Below are 21,720 nucleotides of genomic sequence, written 5' to 3'. Positions count from 1 at the left end.
AGCCGCCGCGGTAAGCGGCGGCAGGCAGATCACTCGGGGCTGCAGACTGCGTCCGGATCGCCGGCATCGCAGGCCGGCTGCTGGTCGTCGGGCAGACGCAGGCCGGGGCGGACCAGGCCGAAGGCGCGGTACGGGGTACCGCTGGCCGACAGGTCCACGAAGGCCACGGTGCGGCTGGCCGAACTCTGCGCACGGCCCGCAAACGCCGAGGCCGGCACATTGAAGCCGGAGGCGCCGGCCAGATCGAGCAGGCTGCCGTCCACCGCCGTGGCGTTGAAATACGCCGGCGGCGCGCCGATCGCCGCCACGGTCTGGGTGCCGGTGCCGGTCACATAGATCGGGTTCTGCTGCGTACCGATCTGGCCGGTGGCGGCAAAGGTGCCGGTGCCGTTGCGCAACGGCGCGCGGCCGTCCTGGAACAGATTGCCGCGTACCGACAGGAACATCGCGCTGTTGCCGGCATCCACGCTGTAGCTGCTGCCATTGGCCAGCACCAGCAGCAGGTCTCCGCCGTTGGTGAAGCTGAAACCGTTGCTGGCGGTGACCTCGCCCAGGCGCACCACCCGGTTGTCGATGAAGCCGGCCGCATCGCCCAGCGCCACTGGCCCGCCTGCGCTACCGCTGAGCAGGGTGGCGGCGATCGCACTGCCGGCGCGCTGACGGATGCCGGCGACGGCCTGCAACCAGCTGGTGGCACCGCTGAGCTGGCCGCTCAGCTGCAATTCGCCGCCACTGCGCAGGCGCAGCGAGGGGCCGCCGTCGACGCGGCCGCTGACCAGCAATGTGCGGTTGCTGAGCACATCCAGGCCCTGCGCGCTGAAGTCGCCGAGCACATCGATGGCGTTGCCGCTGCCGGTGAGCGCGACCGCCCCGGCGGCGTTGCCGCTGAGCTGACCGGCGCGCAGGCTGCCGGCGTCCTGGGTGATCGCCCCGCCGCTGCTCAAGGCCACGCTGGCGGGCTCAACGTCGTGGCTGAGTACGACGCCGGTGCCGCCGCGCAGGGCGATGGCGCTGGCGCTGAGCGTGCCAGCGGTGGTGAGCTGGCCACCGGCCTGCAGACGCAGGGCATCGCTGGCTTGCGCGGTCGCAGCCAGGTCGTTGCGATCGACGATGGCGATGCTGCTGCCGCGCGCCTGCACGGTGCCCTGGAAGTCGTTATCGGCCGCATCCAGCACGATCGCGCCGGTGCCGGCATCGAGCAGGCTGCTGCCGACCACCGTCAATGCGCCTTGCTGGGCGATGCCGGCAGCGGTGGCCGCAGACACGGCGATCGCCTGGGCGACGACCGTGTTGGCGCTGGCCGTTGCTACACTCCCGCTGCGTGCCACCAGCGCACCGCCGATCCGCCCCTGGCCCAGGTCCAGGCCGGCGCCGCTGGCGACCTCCAGTGCATCGACATCCAGGTTGCCCAGGACCAGCGCATTGCGATCGCGCACGCTGGCCGTGCCGCCGCTCAGGCTCACCGCCGCCTGGAAATCGTTGTCGGCATCGGTCAATGCAATGGCGGCGCCACCGCTGTTGATGCGGGTACTGCCGGTAACGGTCAAGGCGCCGCTCTGGGTGACGGCGCCGCCGTTGCTGGCCGCATCCAGATCGCCATTGACCAGGCCAACGCCCAGATTCAACGCACCGCTGTTGCGGACCTGCAGGTCGCCGGTGTTGAGCGTGCCCAGGGTCAAGGCATTGGCATCGCGCACGCTGCTGGCACCGCCGGTCAGGGCGAGCACGCCCTGGAAGTCGTTGCCCGCCGCCTCCAGGGCAATGGCGCCGCCGCCGGCATCGACCGCGGTGTCGCCTGCGACCAGCAATGCGCCGCCGGTCTGGGTGATCGCGGCGTTGGTGCTGTTCAAGCGCAGCACGTTGCTTGCCGTGACCGTGTTGCTCAGCGCAATGCCGTTGGCGCCGGTCAATTGCACCGTGCCACCGCGCAACGCGCCGGCAGTGCGCAAGGTGCCGCCGTTGGCTGTCAGCGTCAGCGCGCCGGTGCCGGCGTCGATCTGGCTGGCCGGCAGGTTCAAGTCACCGTCCGCGACCAACGCGATCGCCGCGTTGGCACCGCTGCGCGCTGCCGCGATGCTGAGGTCGTTGCGATCCTGCACGGCGATGGCGTTGCCGGTGAGAGCAAGCGCGCCGACGAAGTCGTTATTGGCATCGGTCAAGGCGATGTCGCCGCTGCTGGCATTCAACGTGGATGCACCGCCGACCGACAACCCGCCGCTCTGGGTGATCGCTGCATTACCGCTGGTGCCGTTCAACGCACCACGCACCACGCCGCTACCGAGACTCAATGCGCCACTGCTGTTGGCGGTGAGTGCATTGGTGGACAGCGCGCCGAAACTGAGTGCGTTGCCGGCGATCTGCACATCGCCTGCCGTGAGATTGACCACGCCGTTGAAGGTGTTGCCGGCGGTGTTGAGCGTGACGTTGCCGCTGCCGGCGTTGACGGTGGTGGTGGTGCCAACGTTGAGTGCCGCCGCGGTCTGCGTCATCGCCGTGTTGTTGCTGCTCAACGACAGCGTCTCTGTGGTGGTGATGGTGTGGCCGATGGTGAGGCCGTCGCGTGCGGACAGGGTCACGTTGCGGCCACGTAAGTCGCCGCCGGTGCTCATGCTGCCACCGTTGGCGATCAGGGCAAGATCGGCGGTGCCGGTGTCCAGGGTCTGCGCGGACAGATTCAGTGCGCCGCCGGCGGTCAACGCGATGGTGCCGTTGGCGCCGGCATTCAAGGCATTGATGGTGAGGTTGCCGCTATCGGCCACCGTGATGCCGGTGCCGGTGAGGCTGATGCCAGCGCCAAAGCGGTTGCTGCCGCTGTTGAGCGCGATGCTGGCGCTACCGGCATCGACGGTGCTGGCACCCACCACGTCGAGTGCGCCGGCGTTCTGCACGATGGCGGCATCGGTGCTGTGCAGGGCGAGCGTGTTGGCGGTGACGGTGTGGCCGAGCGTCAGGCCGTCGCGTCCGAACAGCGTCACGTCGTTGCCACCCAGGTCTGCGGCCGTGCTCAGTGCGCCGCCGTTCGATGACAGGGTCAGGTTGCTGTTGCCGACCGCGATAGCCTGCGACGGCAGGCTCAAGGTACCGCCAGCCGTCACGACCACCGCGCCAGTGCCGGTGCTGGTCAATGCGGCGAGGCTGAGGTTGTCGCCGTCGGTCACGCCAATGCCGTTGCCGGTCAGGCGCACGCTGTCGAAGTTATTGCCGGCTTGCAGCAACGAAATCGCACCCGTGCCTGCATCGACCGTGGTGGCGCCGCTGACCAGCAGTGCGCCGCCGCTTTGCGTAATCGCGGCATTGCTGCTGGCGAGCGACAACGTGCGCGCGGTGATGTTCTGGCCCAAGGCCAAGCCGCTGTTGGCGCGCAGGCTCACCTCCTCGCCAAGCAACGCTGCCGACAGGCTCAGGTGGTTGGCGATCAGATTGATGTTGCCGCTGCCGTTGTTCAACGTCGTACCCGGCAGGATCAGGTTGCCGCCTGCGGTCAGCGCGATCGTGCCGCCGTTGTTGCTGGTCAACGCCGAGAGCGTGAGATCGTTGCTGTCGCGCACCGCGATGCCGGCGCCGGTCAGGCGCATGCTGCCCTGGAAATCGTTGCTGCCGTCGGTCAGCGCAATGGCGCCGCTGCCGGCATTGAGGGTGGCGGCAGCATCGACGATCAGTCCGCCGGCCTGGCCGATGGCGCCATTGCCGCTGGTGGCGGCAAGCGTGCCGGCAACGCGACCACTGCCCAGGTTCAATGCGCCGTTGCTGGTGGCGGTGAGGCTGCCGGTGTTCAGCGTGCCCAGCGTCAAAGCGCCGCTGTCGCGGATCGATACATCGTTGCCGGCCAGGCTCACTGCGCCCCCGAAATGATTACCCGCACTGCCCAGTGCGATCGCACCGGAGCCGGTGTCGAAGCTGGAGGTCGAACCGAGACGCAAGGCGCCTGCGGCCTGGTTGATCGCGCTGTTGCTGGTGGACACCGACAACGTGTTGCTGTCGATGCTGGTCGCCAGCGTGAGTGCGTTGGCGCTGAACAGCGAGACCGCATTGCCGAGGAGATCGCCGCCCAGTGTCAGCGTGCCGTTGTCTGCGCGCAGCGTCAGGTCATCGCTGCTGGTCAATCCGCTGCCAGGCAGCGTGAGCGAGTTGCGTGCGGTGAGCGCGATGGTGCCGGCGCCACCGTTGGTGAGCGAGACCACGCTGAGGTCGTTCGCATCGACCACCGCGATGTCGCGGCCGGTCAGTGCAATGCCGTTCTTGAAGTCGTTATTGCGTGCGAGCGAAACGGCGCCATTGCCGGCATCGACGGTGGCAAGACCGCCGACGTCGAGCACGCCTGCATTCTGGAAGATCGCGTTGGTGGTGGCAGCCAGGTCCAGACTGCCACTGGCGGTGACGTTGTGATTGAGGACGATGCCATTGCGTCCGCCTAGGCTCACGTTGCCACCGCTCAAGCTGCCATTCGTGCTCAGTGCACCGCCATTGGCGATCAGGCTGAGCGCGCCGGTGCCGGTGCTGAGGTTTTGCGTGGGCAGCGTGAGTGCGCCGCCGGCGGTCAGGGCGATGGCGCCATTGGTGCCGTTGCTGATCGAAGAGACGCGCAGATCGTCACGATCGACCACGCTGATACCGGTGCCGGTCAGGCTGACGCCGCTACGGAAATCGTTGCTGCCGTCGGTCAGCGCAATGGCGCCGCTGCCGGCATTGAGGGTCGCGGCAGCATCGACGATCAGTCCGCCGGCCTGGCCGATGGCGCCATTGCCGCTGGTGGCGGCAAGCGTGCCGGCAATGCGACCACTGCCCAGGTTCAAAGCACCGTTGCTGGTGGCGGTGAGGCTGCCGGTGTTCAGCGTGCCCAGCGACAGCGCGCCGCTGTCGCGGATCGATACATCGTTGCCGGCCAGGCTCACTGCGCCGCCGAAGTGATTACCCGCACTGCACAGTGCGATCGCACCGGTGCCGGTGTCGAAGCTGGAGGTCGAACCGAGACGCAAGGCGCCTGCGGCCTGGTTGATCGCGCTGTTGCTGGTGGACACCGACAACGTGTTGCTGTCGATGCCGGTCGCCAGCGTGAGTGCGTTGGCGCTGAACAGCGAGACCGCATTGCCGAGGAGATCGCAGCCCAGTGTCAGCGTGCCGTTGTCTGCGCGCAGCGTCAGGTTGTCGGTACTGCTCAATCCGCTGCCAGGCAGCGTGAGCGAGTTGCGTGCAGTGAGCGCGATGGCGCCGGCGCCACCGTTGCTGAGCGAGACCACGCTGAGGTCGTTCGCATCGACCACCGCGATATTGCGGCCGGTCAGTGCAATGCCGTTCTTGAAGTCGTTATCGCCTGTCAGCGAGATGGCGCCGTTGCCGGCATCGACGGTGGCCAGACCGCCGACGTCGAGCACGCCCGCATTCTGGGTGATAGTGGCGTTGGTGGCAGTCAAGCCCAGGGTGCCGCCGGCGGTGACGTTGTGATTGAGCACCACGCCATCGCGCGCGCTCAAGCTGACGTTGCCACCGCTCAAGGCGCCGAGCGTACTCAATGCACCGCCATTGGCGGTCAGGCTGAGCGCGCCGGTGCCGGTGCTGAGGTTTTGCGTGGGCAGCGTGAGTGGGCCGCCGGCGGTCAGGGCGATGGCGCCATCGGTGCCGTTGCTGATCGAGGCGATGCGCAGATCGTCACGATCGACCACGCTGATGCCGGTGCCGGTCAGGCTGACGCCGCTACGGAAATCGTTGTTGCCGTCGGTCAGCGCGATAGCGCCGCTGCCGGCGTTGAGGGTGGCAGTGCCATCGACGATCAGTCCGGCGCCCTGACTGATGGCGCCGTTGCCACTGGTCGCAGCAAGCGTGCCGCGGACGCTGCCGCTGCCCAGGTTCAACGCCCCGTTGCTGGTGGCGATGAGGTTGCCGGTATTCAGCGCACCCAGCGTCAGCGCGCCAGTGTCGGCGATGCGGGTGTCGCCTCCGGTCAGCGTCACCACACCCTGGAAATCGTTGGTCGCTTCGTCCAGTTCGATGACGCCGGTTCCGGCACTGATAGTGCTGGTGCCGGTGGCGGTCACGCTGCGGCCGGTCTGGGTGATCGCGCTATCGGTCGTGGTCAGTGCCAGCGTGCCGCTTGCGGTGACGTCATGCGCCAGGGTAATGCCGGCGGTACCGGTGAGGTCCACGTTCGTGCCGGCCAACGCGGCGCGCGTGGTGAGGCTGCCGCCGCTGGACAGGGTGAGGTTGGCGCTGCCGGTGTTGATCGCCGCTGCCGGCAGCGTCAATGCACCGGTGGCACGCAGCGACAGTGCGCTGTTGTTGCCAAGGCTCAAGGTGCCGATCGACAGAGTACCGGCAGCGTTCAACGAGATACCGCGCCCGGTCGCGCTGACCAGATCGCCAAAGGTATTGCCGCTGTTGTTCAGCGTGATCGCGCCGGTGCCGGCAGTGAGGTTGCTGGTGCCGAGGATGGTCAAGCCGTCGGTTCCCGACTGCGTGATTGCGCCGTTGTTGCTGGTGGCGAGCAACGTACCGCCCACCCGGCCGCTGCCCAGGTTCAACGCGCCGTTGCTGGTGGCGGTGAGATCGTTGCTGGTCACCGCACCCAACGTCAGCGCGCCGCTGTCGCTGATGCGTGTGTTGCCGCCGGTCAGCGCCACCGCACCCTGGAAGTCGTTGCTCGCACCGTCCAGCGTCATGGTGCCGGTTCCGGCATTGATGGTGCTGGTGCCGGTGGCGGCCACGCTGCCGGCGGTTTGGGTGATCGCATTATTGGTGGCGGTCAATTTCAGCGCGCCGCTTGCAGTGACGTCGTGCGCCAGCGCGATGCCGCCGCTACCGGTGAGGTCCACGTTCGTCCCGGCCAACGCAGCGCGCGTGGTGAGGCCACCGCCGCTGGCCAGGGTGAGGTTGGCGCTGCCGGTGTTGATCGCCGTTGTCGGCAAGGTCAATACGCCACTGGCGCTCAACGACAGCGCGCTGTTGCTATCGAGGTTCAACGTACCGATCGAGAGATTGCCTGCCGCGTTCACGGCAATGCCGTTTCCGCTGGCGCTCAACAGGCCACCGAAGGTATTGCCGCCGTTGGTCAACGAAAGCGCACTGCCGGACTGCAGGAACTGGCTGGTGCCCGTCACCGCCAGCGAACCGGATTGAGACAACGCGACCGTGTTGGTCAGGCTGAGGTTGCCGCCTACGTCCAGGTTGCCGAGGCCGCCGATCTTGTTGGCCCCGCTGAAGGTGGCACTGCCACCGATAAAGCCACCCAGGCTGCCGGCGGTGTAGATGCCGGTCTGCTGTACGCCGCGACCGGTGCTCAGGGTGATGGCCCCGGTGCCGGCATCGATGCTGCCGCCGCCGGCGACATCCAAGCTGCCTGCGCCGGAGGCGATCAGCGACACGCTGCCGTCGGGACCATTGGACAGCGACGACGCACGAATGGTGCCGCTGTTGTTGATGAGTCGATCGAAGATGCCTTGCGCCGCGCGCGCCTGCAGCTGGATCGCGCCGCCCGGCGCGCTCAGGGTGCCGGAATTGTCCACCGCTTCGGTGGCCAGGCTCAGCTGCAGCGGCTTGTCGATCAGCACGCCGAAGCCGCCGCTTTCGAACGTCAGCGTGGCTGCGTCGGCACCGGCGAGGGTGATGTTGCCGGCGGTGGCGGTGATGGTGCCGCTGTTGGCGACCCGGCCGCCGATCAACGTGGCCGACCCGGCCGCCGCATTGATGGTGCCGCTGTTGGAGACCAGCGCCACGGTATTGCCGCCGGCGTCGAAGACGTAGTTGCCGTTCATGAACTGGGACACGCTGGTGCCCAGCGTACTGACCACCAGGCCGCCGACATTGACGTTGGCGGTGCTTCCGAGCAGCACGCCGTTGCTGTTGAGCAGGAACACCTGCCCGTTGGCAGTGAGGTTGCCGAAGATCTGCGTGGGGTTGCCCCCCTGCACCAGGTTGAGCACCACCGAGGTGGTCGTTGGCTGGTTGAAGGTCATCGTCGCCGCCGAGCCGATGTCGAACGCCGACCAAGTCAGCGCCATGCGCGCGGAGGTCTGGTCGACGACCCGGGTCGTGCCGCTGGCAGCGTTGATGGTGCCGGTGCCGCCGACGATGCTGCCGCCGGTGGGCAACTGGTTGGCCGCTACCTGGGCCAGGCCGCTGGCCGGCATGGCCATCAGCGCAGCTGCCAGCGCGAGGGCCAGCGGGCGATGACGCAACGGGAGCGTGCGCGGCGAGGTCGCGGGATGGATGGTGGCGTGCATGCGCAGATCCCTCAGAAAGTGAAGCCGAAACGCGTGTAGATGCGGGCGTCGTCGCGTCCGTCGGAGGCATCGCGCGCACCGGTCGGAAGCGCGGCGCTGATGCGCCATTCGAAATTGGCGTACTGCGGCAAGCGGAAGGTCAGGCCCACGCCGGCGGCATCGAAACTGGCCGGTGCCAGGCGGCCATTGGCGGCGAACACGCGGGCGTGGTCGGCGAAGACATCCAGCTCCAGCAATTCGCGCCAGGGCCGGCCATTGAACGGCGATGCGGCGTCGGCAAAACCGGGGGCATCGATGTGGTATTCGAGCGCGGTGTAATAGCCGCGGTCACCCAATGCTTCGGAGACCGGATAGGCGCGCACGCTGTCGGGCCCACCGACAGCGAACTGCTCCATCGGGGTCAGCGTATCGTCGCTGTATTGGCCGTTGAACTTGAAGTACAGCCGCTGCGTGCGGGTGAGGTATTGCAGGCGCGTGTAGGCCAGCCGCGCGATGGTGAAATAGCTGTCGCGACCGGGGCTGATCTGGTCCACCGGCGCCGAGCGGTCGCGCAAGGATTGGCGCACGCTCACCTGCAGCAGATCCACACCGCGCCAGCGCAGATCGGTGCGCCGCAACGACAGGCCCAGTTCGGCGACATCGAACTGCTGGTCGGACAACTGCATGCCCAGCGCACTGAGCTTGGATTGCTCGCGCAGATAGCGCGCTGAGCCCTGCAACTGCAGCACTTCGCTGTTGATGAATTTCCAGTCGGCGCCGGTGTAGACGATGGAGGTCGGCCCCTTCAGGCCAAGCCGGGCGAACACGCCGTTGCGCACTTCCAGTTCGCTGCGGCTGGCGCCGATCACCGCGCTCAGGCCGGACACGCGACCGATCGGCAGGCCATACGACAGCGCGCCGATCTGGCTCTGCCGCGGCGCCAGCGAATAGGCGTAGTTGGCGGCGAACACATCGCCCAGGCCGAGCGGGCTATTCCAGGTAATGCCGGCCTGGGCGCGATAGCGGCCGGTCAGCTCGGTGCCGTAGTTGTTGCCGCCCAGGGTGATCACATAGGGGCGGGCGGCCTCGCTGGCAACCAGCACCACGTCGGTCTCGCCTTCCTTCTGGCCGGGCTGCAGTACCGACGACACCGACACCCCGGGCAGATCGCGCGCATACAGCAGCGCGGTGTCCACGTCCTGCTTGCGCAGCGGGCGGCCCTGCAGCTGGCGCAGCGGTGCAGACAACGCGTTGCCGCGGTAGCGTGCGGCGCCCTGCACGCTGATCTGGCCGATGCGCCCTTCCAGCACGCGGATCTCGATCAGTTGATCGGGCCCCGGCGTCTGCGCCGGCAGATAGGCCGTGCTGACGATGAAGCCGGCCTGGCGATAGGCGCGGGTGACGGCGTCGGCCACCGCCTGGAGCTGGTCGAAGCGCAACGCCACCACCAGCTGGCCCTGGGCCAGTTCGGCGAAGGCAGCGTCGGCCACGGCCTGCATGCGGGCCGGGTCGATGCCGGCCTCCGGGTAGTGACCCACATCGCGCACGCGAAAGCCGCGCACCTGCAGGGTGACCGCGTCGGTCCGGTCCTTCATGGCCGGCACCGCCGCTGCGGACTGCGCAGCAGCCGTGGCATCGGCCGGGGATTGCGCCCACGCAGGTGCGGCCAGCAGAAGGCACGCGGACACCGCCGCGGCCAGACACGTCATACGCATACGTCCATTTCCCCTGAGACCATCCGTTGTTGCGCATGGCCGACGTGTCCCACTGCATAGACAGGCGCCACAGTGGCCACTGCACAGCAGTTGGCGTGCCTGACCTCGCCCTTTGCTGAACGTCGATCAAACCCTGACGTACATTTATGCAATGTTAGCAAGATTATTGCGATGAACATCACAATTGCGAAGACCGCGACCACCTGACTGCGCAGTTTGCGTGTGACCCGATACCCCAACAGCGGGCTCGGCCGCGCATCAGACGAACTCGGCAGGGCGTTGCGCAGGGTCACCCCCTGGGTCTGCCGGGCGGCGTCCAGCACGCGCCGACGGCGTGCGCGGTATTGCTCACGGTCGAGTTGGCCCTGCTGATGGGCCAGCGCCAGCGCCTGCAGCTGCGCATTGGCCGGGTGCGCAGCGGCAGCGGTGGGCGACGGCGGGGCGGCGCTCATGGCAGTTCCCGCAGCAGGCGCAGGCCCACGTCCGGCTGCGCCGAGCCGTTGTCGGCACGGCTGGCCTGCACCGTGCAATCGGACCAGTAGCTGGAAAAACTTCCGCCGCGCGCCTGCACGCCTGTTCCGGTCGACACCCATTCCCAGACAATTGCCGGTGAGATTGATCAGGCCCCAGGGGTTGGCATCGCGTCCGCGCGCCGACACCGGTGCGCGCGCAGCATCGCCAGCGCTGGCGTTGGGCGGCACGCAATTGCTGTCTTCGGCCTGCCGCCAGTTGCTGGCCGCCTGCGCGGCATGCAGCCATTCGGCATCGCTGGGCAGGCGGTAACGCCAGCCGCCGCTGCCGATGGTGAGCCAGCGCAGATAGGCGCGCGCCTGGGTCAGGCTGATGTTGCGCACCGGCGCGCGCGCCAGTTCCGGGGTGGCGGCGGCCTGGGCGGTGCAGCGGCCGGTGGCCTGGCAGAACAGGTTGAAATCGGCCACCGCCACTTCGCCGCGCGACAACGCATACGGCTTGCCGCCGGCGATGGCCGGGATCACCACCAGCATCGGCGCGCGGGTCTGCCCGAGTGTGTCGAAGCACGCCGCACCACGCCCGGCCAGGCCGGCGCAGGGATCCGGGCCGGTGGGCACCGGCGGCAGGCTGTCGGCATCGTCCACGTTGGCGGGCAATGCCGCAGCGGCGGCGGGGTCGCGCGCAGTGGTTGGGGTAGCGGCGGCAGGCCTGGCAGCGGATTTGTCGCGCGCCGGTTTTGCGCCAGCGGCAGGCGCAGCTGTCCCGGTGGCGCTGCCTGGCGGCACGCTGTCGTCGGCCGGCGCATCGGCGGCGGGCGCGCGTTGCAGGCGCGCCGACAACGAGCCTTCCGGCAATTGGCCGGCCGCCTTCATCTGCGCCTCCAATTGCGCCAGCGCGGTGGCATCGGTGCGATAGAGCGTCTGCAGGCGCCCGGCGAGTTGCTGGCGTTCGCTGGGCGGCAGCGCGCCAGCAGTCATCACTGCGGCGGCCACCGCATAGCGGGTTTGCGCGCTGCGCAGTTCGGCGCGCTGGCCGAGCGTCTGCAACCCTTGCCTCAGCAGGTCGGCCGCCTGGGCGTATCGCCCCTGTGCGAACGCATCGCCGGCGGTGTTGCGATACACCTGCGAGAGCAGTTGCGGGCCTTCGCTGCGCAACAGCGGATGCTCCGGTTGCAGGGTGCGAATGCGCGCCAGTGCGTCGCGGGTCTTGCCCAGATCGTTGGCGGCGGCGGCGCGGCGCAGCGATTCGATCCGCGCGGCCAGTTCGGCCTCGGCGCTTTCGCGTGCCAGCGCTTGTTCGAACTGTTGCTCCAGCGTCTGCAGGCGCGTGCGCTGGGCCAGCAGGCTGGCCGATTGCGGGGCCAGGCGCAGGCCGAAATCCACCAGCGCCTGCGCGCCAGCCAGCTGTGCGGGGTCGCTTTGTGCGGCGACCGCCGTGCTGATGGCCTCGGCCAGCGCGCTGCCCAGGCTGCTGCGCTCGGCCGCCGGCAGTGCGGCTAGTCCGGCGTCGATGCGCGCGCGCCAGGCCGGATCGGTGCTGGGGTTTGCCAGATCGGCAGCCAGCGCCGTGCGTGCGCTGTCCGCATCGCGCGGCGCGGCGGCAACCGGTGTGCGTCTGGCTTGCTGCTCGGCCACGCCGACCTCGGCGCTGCGCAACTGCAGGCGCAACGAGTCCGGGAAGGCTGCGCGCGCCTGGTCCACCTCGGTCCGCGCGGTGCTGAGTTGCCCGGCGGCCACCGCCTCGGCGATGGCCGCGTCCAGCCGTACTTCGAGCGCGGAATGGCGCAGCAGGCTGCTGCCCGGGTCGATGCGGCGCACCTGGTCGAGCGTGGCCAGTGCGTTGTCGGCCTGCGTGCGGAACAACAGCCCGGCATCGAGCTGGCGGTTGAGCGTGGTGTCGAGCGCGTTGAGGCGCTGGTTCTTTTCGCGTTCGATGGCCTGGAGGCGCGCATCCAGCGAGGGCGAATACAGCCGCAGCCGGTCGCGCAAGGCGAACACCTGCAATGCGCCGCGGTAATCGTCGCGGCCGTTGGCCGGATTCCACAGCGCGTCCAGGCGGCGCAGCAGGAAATCTTCGATGAGGTCGCTGCGGTCCATCAGCACGCGCCGGCGGTCGTCTGCGCTCAGGCTGGACAGCGCCTGCATGGCCTGGGTCTGGTCGCGGTATTGCTGCGGGTCCTGCGCACCGAAACGTGCGATGACCTCATCCAGATGGCGTTGATGCAGATAACGCGATGCGCCCCACCCGCCCACGCCCACCAATGCGAGTGCGGTGGCGCCATAGCCGATCAACGGCAGCGCGCGCTCGCGCAGCGGCACCTGGCGCAGGCCATCGAGCAACTGGTCCACGCGCGTGAGCCGCTGCGCAGCCGGGAACGCTACGGCCGTGCACAAGGTGGCGTACTGGCGACGGGTCAGGCCCGGCACCGGCGGCGGGCGGCGGCCTTCGCGCAGCGCCACTTCGGCGCTGAGTTTGTCGAACGGGTGCTTGCCGGTCAGCAATTCGAAACACACGCAGCCCAGCGCGTACAGATCGTCGGCCGGTGTGGGCGCCTGGCCGCGAATCATTTCCAGGCTGGCATAGGCCGGCGTCAATGCGCCCAGCGTTGCTGCATCGAACACGGTTTGTTCGCCCGCCACCTCGGCCGCATGTTTGCCGGCGCGCGCAATGCCGAAGTCGAACACCTTGGCCACGCCATCGCGGGTGACCATGACGTTGCCGGGCTTGAAATCCGAATGCACGATGCCGGCCGCGTGCGCGCGCATCAGCGCGCGGCCCATGCCGTCGATCAGCGGCCAGGCCTGCTTGAGCGGCATGCCGTTGTAGGCCTGCTCGCGGATCAGCGTTTTCAGATCGCAACCGTCGATGTATTCCATGGTCATGAAGACCAGGGTGCGATCCTTGTCGAAGTCGTACACGCGCACGATGTTGTCGTGCGCCAGTTTCTGCGAGCGGCGCGCTTCGCGCTGCAATGCGACCAGTGCGTCGGGATGGCGGCGGAATTCGTCGCTGAGCACTTTGACCGCCAGCCACGGGTCGCGGTCGCGCGCTTCCACCTTGCGTTCGTCGCGGGCCAGATACACCACGCCCATGCCGCCGCGGCCGAGTTCGCGTTCGAGCTGGAAGCGGCCCTTGAGCAGGCTGCCGACACCGGCATGATCGCAGCCGGCTGCTTCGGCCAGGTGCTGCCAGCTGGACAGGCTGGCGGTACCGGCCGTGCCGGTGCCGGTGCCGGTCTGCGTGCCAAGGTAGGTGGGTGCGCCCAGCCCCAGGCTGGTGAGGCTGGGTGCATCACCGGACACGGGCTGCGCCGGTTGCACGCGGGTGATGTCGTTTTCGGCCATGCGCGCCGGGCCCGGTCGTGGCATCACCACCGTGGCATCGTCGTCGACCACGGTTGGCGTGGGCGTTGGCTCCTGCGCTGCCGATGGCGCAAGCGCAGGCGCGCGATCGCGCAACGCATCCAGCCGGCTCACCAGGGTGGTCACGGTGGCATCGTCGAGCAGGTGCTGGCGTTGCAGCGTCCACAGCGTTTCCACCCCGGCGCGGTATTCGGCCTCCGGCACTGCAGCGCGCCTGCCGAGCGCGGCCAGGACCGCGTTGAGGTCGAGTGCGCCGCGGCGCATGGCGGTGACCAGTTCGGTCACGGTGGCGGTGTCTTCGTGCATGCACTTACTCCTGCAGGCGGACGACGACGGCGGTGACGTTGTCGCGTGCCGCCCTCCCCATCGCCAACTCGAACAGACGCGCCAGCAGCGCGCGTGGATCGCCGAAGCGATGGCATTCGGCATCCAGTTCCGGGTCCGGGATTTCCTTGTTGATGCCGTCGCTGCACAACAGGAATTGCGTGCCCGGCAGGCTCGGCGTCAGCACCCAATCGACGAACAGCGGCTCCTGCGCACCCACCGCGCGCGTGAGTACGCCGGCCGCCGCGGCGCTGGCGTGTGCGCTGCCGAACTGGGTGACGTCGTCGCGCACGCCGTGCACGTGGTCGCGGGTGAGCTGGCGCAGCGGGCCGCCATGTTGCGCATAGATGCGGCTGTCGCCGACCCAGCCGCACAGCATGAAATCCGGGTCGTGCACCAGCACCACCACGGTGGTGGCGATCATGTCCACGCGGCGCTCGCGCGCAACCTGCAGCAGCTCGCGATTGATCTGCGCCAGGGTGTCGTCGATGGCATCCAGGAAATCGCACAGGTCGGCCGGGCGCACCAATGCCCTTAGCCGTTGCACCAGCAACTGGCTGGCGTAGTCGCCGGCACTGTGGCCACCCAGGCCATCGGCCACCACCCACAGCCCGGCATCTTCGCGCAGCAGCAAGGCGTCTTCGTTGAGCCGGCGCACCTTGCCGGTTTCGGTGTGCCCGGCCGATTGGTAGGGCGCGTTCACCGGGTCACCTCGGTGATGTCCTGCTCGGCCAGCAACCAATCCAGATACGTCTCTGCGGTGGGCAGCCCATGCATTGCCTGTGCGACCGCACCGAGTCGCCACCACCACGATTCGCCGTGCACCGGTGCGTACGTGCTGGAAGGCGCGGCCGGCACGCCGAGCGCAAGCAGCGCCGCATCGAATCCGGCTGCATCGGTGCGCGCGCGCAAGCTGCGGCCCAGGCACGCAGCCACCGCGCCGAACCATGCCGCCGGCGGCAGGCACATGTGCGGCAAGGGCATCGCCACGGTCAGCGGAAAACAGCGCCCCACGCGGTCTTCGCCCGGGCCGAGCATGCCGGCCCAGGCCTGTGCACCACACACGCCCGGTCCCAACGCAAACGCGCGCAGACCGCTGTTGCGATACGCGCCAGGCCAGTGCTGCCCGAGCTGCTGGCGCACCGTGTCCAGGCAGCTGGCGAAGTGCAGGTCCCACGGCTGCACGAAGCTGGCCGGCAGGCGCCGCTGCACGAAGTCGCCGACGCCAGGCAACTTGCCGTGGAAGCCGAGTGGTTCGTTCGCCGGCATGCTCATCCGCCGCACACGAAGTGCTGGACGTCGCTGTCCAGAAACGGATGGCGCAGGTTGCCGGCACGCAGCGGCACCTGCACGTCGTGGCCGCCAAGCGCGAAGCTGGCGACAAAGCGCAGATCCGAGGGGTTTTCCAGGTGCCCGGCCTGCAGCGCACGAAACAATGCCCAGTCGCCCTGGTAGTCGAGCGTTCCCAGCGCCACGCCATCGGCGCCGAACGCGGCGATGGAGACATGCCCCGGCACCGGGCCGGGCCAGATCATCGGCATGCTTTGCGCCGCGCCGGGCTGGTAGTCGTAACGCTGGCCTTCGATATCCAGCGTCAGCCGGGCCACGCCCTCGCCCAGCGTGGGCGCCAGCACGGTAAAGCCGATCTGCGGCGTGGGCCCGCCGCGAAAATATTTCTGCCGGATCCGTTGCGCCAGTTGCAGTTGCACCGGCAGGCCGGGCGCGCCGATGACCGCGTCCGGGCCGTCCTTCCAGCGCCATTGCGGGGACTGGGTGTCCAGCAGCGGTTTGACGGTGCCGGTGTAGAGCGTCTCCAGACGCCCACCACTGCCGAACAACTCGCCGAAATTCTGCAGCGGAATCTCCACCTGCGCCTCCGGATCGAACGGGTAGCGGCCACGCACGAAATCCGTGCACACCTCGCCCACCGATTGCCTGACCTGCGCATCCAGTGCGGCGCGTGCACCCTGGGTCATCAAGGTGGCGCTGCTGCCGGCCAGGCTCTGCAGCCAGTCGGTCACCGGCGGTGGCAGTTGCGCCATTTCCTGCCGGGCCAATGCCAGTTGCGCGTTGGCCGCCGCGGCATCGCCGCCGCCCTGGGAGATCACCAGCAATTGCTTGCCGAGCTGATCGAGCACACTCAGCAGGTGATCCAGCGGCGTACTGCCCGGCGCGCCGGCGGCCAAGGCGTTGAGCGCGAGAAAATGCTCGCTGATCGCCGCACCCGGTGCCGGCGTGGCAGTGGCGGCACCATCGGCGGGCGTGGCCAGCGCGGCGCTCATCGCCGCCCCGCCAGGAAGTTTGGCCGCGGCGGCATTCGCCTTGGCGCCCGCCGAGCTGGCGGCAGCCGCCAGCGCGCGTTGCGCGGGGTCTGCCGGCGGTGCACGGTCCATTGCCTGGGTGTGCTCGCCCACCACGCCCAGCAGCAGCCGCAGTGGCGAACTGGGCCCGGCCAGCTTGGCGGCAGTGGCGCTGGCACCGGCCAGATCGGCCGAGGGACGCAGTTGCAGATCGGCCAGCAACGCATCCCAGAAACGGATGTAATCGGCCGTGTAGCGCTGCCCCACTTCGCGCACCAGCGTGGCTTTGGCGGACGCGTCCAGCGCGGTACCGCCGAATACCCAATCGTCGTGGCCGAAGCGTTCCACCGCCTGGCCGATGCCCTCGCGTTGCAAGGCCGCGAACACCGGCTGGGTGTACAGCGCCGGCACCGGGGTGGACAACGCCGTGCCACTGCGACGCACGAAGGTGTCGGCCAGCAGGCCCAGCGCTTTGTCCAGCCGCAACGGCGTGCCGTCCGGCGGGGTCAGCAACAGGTTGCCGTAGATCAGTGTCGACAGATCGGCGGCACGCAGGCTGGCGCGCGCCTGGGCGATGCGTTGGTTGTCCAGCGACAGTGCACGCACGTGCGTGGGCGACTCCGGCACCGCCTGCAGATGCGCACCCAGCGCCTGCTGCAAGGCAGGCTCGCGGGGGAATAATTTTTCGGCTTCGATCGCCGCCAGCGCGCTGAGTTGCGCCGGGTCCAGATGCTGCGGCTGGCCCAGCATCAGATAGCCCTTGAGCGTGTAGTACAGCGCCTGCGGCGCCTGCGCGTTATCGACCAGACCGGTGCGCAGGCGCACCGCCAAGGCCGGCAACAAGGTGGCGTTGAGCTGACGCAGATAGCCGGCCTGCACTTGCTCGCCCAACGCCTGGCCCTGGAACAACCCCATGCGCAACGCCCACGGCGCGCCAGCGTGATACTGCTGCGCCACCTTCACCACCGCCTGCGTCGCATCCGCTTGCTGCAGGGTGCGCGCAACGTACTCTGGCAGGCGGGTGGCGGCATTGGGATCGGGCACGGCCGGCCGCGCGTCCAGTGCAGCACGCACCTGCTGCAGGTACGCACGGTTGCCCAGGTAGCTGAGCCCCAACCCGGCCAGCACGGCGCCGGTCAGCAACGCCACGCCCGCGTACGCGGCGGCCTGCAGCCACGCCCTGCGGCGCTGCTGGGCGGGCGGAGTATTGGCCAGGCCGGATTCGCGCAGCACCACCTCGCGCAGCAGCCGCTCGACGAAGAAGGTGCGGCGTTGCGCGCCCGGTGCCTGCACGCGTGCTTCTTCCAGGCCGAAGGTGCGCGCCACCGCGCCCATCATGCGGTCGATCGGGGTGCCGTCCTGCGTGCCGGAGGTGAAGTACACCCCGCGCAGCAGCGGTGCCGGGCCGTACGCATTGCCGGCAAAGGTGCCTTCGACACATTGCCGTGCACGCTCGCCAAGAGCGGCAACCTGCTGCGGAAACGACAGGATCGCCGCACGCCGCAGGCGGTCGCGTTCCAGGTTCAGGCGCTCGAACAGGCGCGCACTCAGCTGCTGCTGCAGCACGCCGAATTCGTCGGCGAACCTGCGCGCCGCGTGCCCGTCCAGGGTCTGCGCCAGCGTAAATGTCATGCCCCACACCTGGTTGCGCTGCGCCGGCGTGAGATCGTCGAAGAACTCGCCGAAGCCGCCGATCAGATCGCACTTGGTGAAGATCAGATACACCGGCACGCTTGCCTGCAATTGCTCGGCCAGTTCGTCCAGGCGGCGGCGGATCGCCTGCATATGCGTGTCGCGCTCGGCATCGTCGAGCAGCAACAGGTCCGACATGCTCATCGTCACCAGCACGCCGTTGAGCGGGCGACGCGGGCGATGGCGTCGCAGCAGGCGCAGGAAATCGCGCCACGCACCCGCGTCCACCGCCTGATCCGAATCCTGGGTGGTGTAGCGCCCGGCCGTATCCAGGAACACCGCTTCGTCGGTGAACCACCATTCGCAATCGCGGGTGCCGCCGACGCCGCGCAACGCCGCATCGCCCATGCGCGCGGCCAGTGGAAACTGCAGCCCCGAATACTGCAGCAAGGTGCTCTTGCCCGAACCGGGCGGGCCGATCAGCGCATACCACGGCAACGTGTACAGATCGGCGCCACCGCGCCGCTTGCGCAACAACTGGATCGCCTGCTGAAAGCGCGCCTGCAACTGCGCGCGTTCCTGCCCGCTGCGCAGCTCGCGGTCGTCGTCGCGGCCGGGCGCCGCCAGTGCGCTGGACAAGGTCGCCGCACGCACCTGCCTGCGCCAGCGGCGCAGCGTCAGCACGCCCACCCACACCACCAGCAGCAACACGATCGCCAGCAACCGCGCCGCCACGTTGCTCAGCGGGCTCCAGCCGGCCAGCGCCACATACGGCCCACCCACCCACAGCAGCACCGACAGCAGGCATAGCGCCAGCAGGCCGACCACCACCGTTGCGCTCAGCTTGGACAACAGCGTCTTCATCGTCATTCCCCAGGCTGGAACAGGATCTCCACGCGGCGGTTGCGCGCGCGGTTGGCCGGCAATTGCACCGGCTGTGCGATCGGTTGCGAATCGCCAGCGCCAATGGCTTCCACCCGCCCCGGCGTGCTCAGCTGCGCCTGCAACACCTGCGCAAGCGCCTGCGCACGCGCTGCCGACAAGGCGTAGTTGTCCTGGAAGCGCAGCGAACGCACCGGTACGTCATCGGTGTGCCCGACCACGATCACCCGCCCCGGCAATTGTTCGATGGCCGCAGCAATCTGCGCGATCACGCCGCGTTGCTGCGGCTCCACCTCCACGCCGCCGGAGGCGAACATCGCCGCGCTGCTCAGGCGCACCCGCGTCTGCCCGTCGGCCTGTTCGTCCACGCGCAACAGGCCGGCGCGTTCCTGCGCGGAGAGCAACTGCTTGAGTCGCACCGGCGGTGGCGGCACAGGCGCGGCGTCCGGCGGTGTGGCCGGCGCAAGTCCCCATTGCGCGGCTTGCGCACTGATCGGTGCGGACAGGCTGTTCAAGCGCGCCTGCAACCAGACGAACGCCACCACCAGCACGCTCAAGCCCAGCAACGCCGCCGCCCACACCGGCAGGTAACGGCCCAGCCGGCGGCGGTCTTCCACCCCGCGCCAGCGCGGCGCCAGGCTCTCCGGTGCGGGGCCGCGTGCAGCGCGGATGCGGCGATACACATCGTCCTGGATGGCCGCCAGCGTCGCGATGCCGCCGGCCTCGATCTGGTAACGGCCCACGAAGCCCAGCGCCAGGCACAGATACATCAGCTCGATCAAGTCCAGATGCCGCGGCACATCCGCGCACAGGCGCTCCAGGATCTGGAAGAACTTGGCACCGCCGTACGATTCGCTGTGGAAGGTCACCAGCAAGGTCTTCTGCGACCAGCCGCTGCGCTCGCCCCACGGTGCGTTGAGCACCGCTTCGTCCAGCAGCGCGCACAACACGTAGCGCGCGGCGGTGACCGCCTCCACCGGGGCGCCGCCATCGCGCGCACGGTGTTCGAAGCGGCGCACCTGCGCCATCACCTGCTCGCGCAAACGCGCCACATCGGGCGATTGCGCGCTGTGGCGCAGTTGCACCGCCAACAGCAGCAACGGCGTGGCCGCCTGCACCAACGGGTTGACGCTGCGGCCCAGCAGTTCGCTGATGTCGGTGTCCTCGCTGGGCACGCCGGTGCCCTCTGCGGCCGGCAGCGGTGCGGCGTAGGCAGGCGCCAGATCGGCAACAGGTCGGCGCATGCTCAGCTCCGGATCGCCCACAGTTGCAGGTCCAGCCCGGCGAATTCGCTGCCGAAGTGGAATGCGATACCGCCGGAGGTCTTCAGCGTTCGCCACAACGCTGCGCTCTTGTCGAACTCGAAATACAGATAGCCGGCGTGATACGGAATCTGTCGCGGCGCCACCGGCATGGGCGTGGCCACGATGCCGGGCAACTGCAGATTGACCAGGTCGCGAATCTGCTCCACCGGCCCGATCTTGGCGTGCGCGGGCAATTGCCGGCGCAACTCTTCGCTGGGCATATCGGCCTTGGCCGCGAGCACGAACGCCGCGCTGTCGAGCAGGCCCGGGTCCGGCACCATCGCCACCCACACGCCGAACTTGCGCGCCTGGATCGGGAGCGGCGTGGCGGTCTGTTCGAGCACTGCGCTCAAACTGCTGCGCAAGGCGGCGATCACCGGCTCGAAGCTGTCCTGCTGCGATTCGTGCCGATACGCAGGCCATGCAGGCGGGCGTTTGCCGGCAGCGGTGAACGTGCTCAACTCACCGGCCAGCGCCACCAATGCACGGAATAGTTCTTCCGGATGCGCCAATTGCGCTGCAGCCCAATGCGCCATCTGCGGCTGCCAACGGTTGACCAGCTGCAACAGCAGAAAGTCCGCAATATCGGCAGCACCGCCGCGGTCGGTGAGCGTCACGCGCGACGCCAGCGCTTCGCCGCGCTGATGCAGCAGCCCAACCAACTCGGTCAAGAACATGGTCAAGCGCGGCGCGGCCTGGCACACCATCGCGCTGGGAATGAAATGCGGGTCCAGCACCACCTGACGGTCGGCGCGCGTCTCGATGATGCGCGCCACCGCGATGCGGTCCAGCCCCTCCAGCGGTTGCGAGTGCGGCAGCAGCCGCGTGCTCAGCCCGCCGACTTCCATCAACACCGCTTCGCTGGTGCTACCGGAGGCATCGTTGCTTTCGGTCTCGCGCACGCGGTAGCGAAACAGCTGATCGGCCGGCGATTCCGGGCGCCCGAGTTCGGGCTGCGCCGGCACCCGCAGCGGCACGGTGAGATAGACGATCTGGTCGCGGCAGTTGGGCTCGACCTCCAGCGCAACCGGCAGCGGGTCGTCGCCCGGCATCGCGAACGGCGTGCCATCGGCGAACACGCCACGCGCGCGCCGCAGGCCCAGCTTACCCACCGCCAGCAGGTCGGCCTCCCATTCCAGCTCGCTCACGCCCCAGGCATGCGGCCGCAACCGCGCGGCGCGCAGGTCGACGTAGCGCTCCAGGTAGCGCTCCTGTTGCTGTAGATGCTGCGGGCGGAGAAACAAGCCCTCGCTCCACACGACCTTGTTGTTCTGCATGATGCACTCGCTGAGAAAAGGTCGGCCACCGATGCAGCGCACAGGCATCGCACCGCGTCGCATGCGGCCTGCCAGGCGCGCCTGCAGGCACGTCTGCGCGCTGCGTTGTTGGGTGCATTGAGGTGCGTTGCATGCTGCACGCCCGGCGGTCGTTGCCGACGCAAGCCCCGCACTGCCGATGCGTGTCGGTGGAGCGATTCTGCGGCGCACCCGAGGTGCTCACCCGTCAAAATGTCTCAGCCCCCCGGCCTCGACCGCAGG

Annotated in this window: 8 protein-coding genes and 1 pseudogene; all 9 read right to left on the bottom strand. The window is 68.7% G+C overall.

Features of this window, described 5'->3' with window-relative positions; genetic code table 11:
• Positions 1 to 29: 29 nt before the first annotated feature.
• On the bottom strand, positions 30 to 8,213 hold the full coding sequence (locus J7367_RS01980; RefSeq protein WP_057661026.1) for a filamentous hemagglutinin N-terminal domain-containing protein: 8,184 nt from the start codon (positions 8,211 to 8,213) through the stop codon (positions 30 to 32).
• Positions 8,214 to 8,224: 11 nt separating this feature from the next.
• Complete coding sequence (locus J7367_RS01975) at positions 8,225 to 9,901, bottom strand: ShlB/FhaC/HecB family hemolysin secretion/activation protein (protein WP_057661024.1); 1,677 nt, start codon at positions 9,899 to 9,901, stop codon at positions 8,225 to 8,227.
• Positions 9,898 to 10,359, bottom strand: a complete 462-nt coding sequence (locus tag J7367_RS01970; RefSeq protein ID WP_057661022.1) for a hypothetical protein — start codon at positions 10,357 to 10,359, stop codon at positions 9,898 to 9,900. Before J7367_RS01970 ends, J7367_RS01975 begins: the two co-directional genes overlap by 4 nt.
• Positions 10,356 to 14,046 (bottom strand): annotated as a pseudogene (locus J7367_RS01965) (protein kinase). The gene J7367_RS01970 and the pseudogene J7367_RS01965 overlap by 4 nt, the downstream one beginning before the upstream one ends.
• Before the next feature lie 4 nt (positions 14,047 to 14,050).
• Positions 14,051 to 14,767: a PP2C family serine/threonine-protein phosphatase gene (locus tag J7367_RS01960; protein ID WP_042676014.1), complete on the bottom strand. Its 717-nt coding sequence runs from the start codon at positions 14,765 to 14,767 to the stop codon at positions 14,051 to 14,053.
• Positions 14,764 to 15,339: a type VI secretion system-associated protein TagF gene (gene tagF / locus J7367_RS01955; protein ID WP_057661021.1), complete on the bottom strand. Its 576-nt coding sequence runs from the start codon at positions 15,337 to 15,339 to the stop codon at positions 14,764 to 14,766. The genes J7367_RS01960 and tagF overlap by 4 nt, the downstream gene beginning before the upstream one ends.
• The gene (gene tssM / locus J7367_RS01950; protein WP_057661019.1) at positions 15,336 to 18,866 is read right to left on the bottom strand and encodes a type VI secretion system membrane subunit TssM; all 3,531 of its coding nucleotides are present in this window, start codon (positions 18,864 to 18,866) and stop codon (positions 15,336 to 15,338) included. The genes tagF and tssM overlap by 4 nt, the downstream gene beginning before the upstream one ends.
• The gene (gene icmH / locus J7367_RS01945; protein WP_057661017.1) at positions 18,863 to 20,143 is read right to left on the bottom strand and encodes a type IVB secretion system protein IcmH/DotU; all 1,281 of its coding nucleotides are present in this window, start codon (positions 20,141 to 20,143) and stop codon (positions 18,863 to 18,865) included. Before icmH ends, tssM begins: the two co-directional genes overlap by 4 nt.
• Complete coding sequence (gene tssK, locus J7367_RS01940) at positions 20,125 to 21,459, bottom strand: type VI secretion system baseplate subunit TssK (RefSeq protein ID WP_057661015.1); 1,335 nt, start codon at positions 21,457 to 21,459, stop codon at positions 20,125 to 20,127. Before tssK ends, icmH begins: the two co-directional genes overlap by 19 nt.
• Between the last annotated feature and the right edge of the window lie 261 nt (positions 21,460 to 21,720).

The organism is Xanthomonas sp. D-36-1, from assembly GCF_017746155.1.
GTDB classification, from domain to species: Bacteria; Pseudomonadota; Gammaproteobacteria; order Xanthomonadales; family Xanthomonadaceae; genus Xanthomonas; species Xanthomonas cissicola.
Note: the sequence above shows the minus strand (reverse complement) of the source record. Positions and strands in the feature narration are given on the sequence as shown.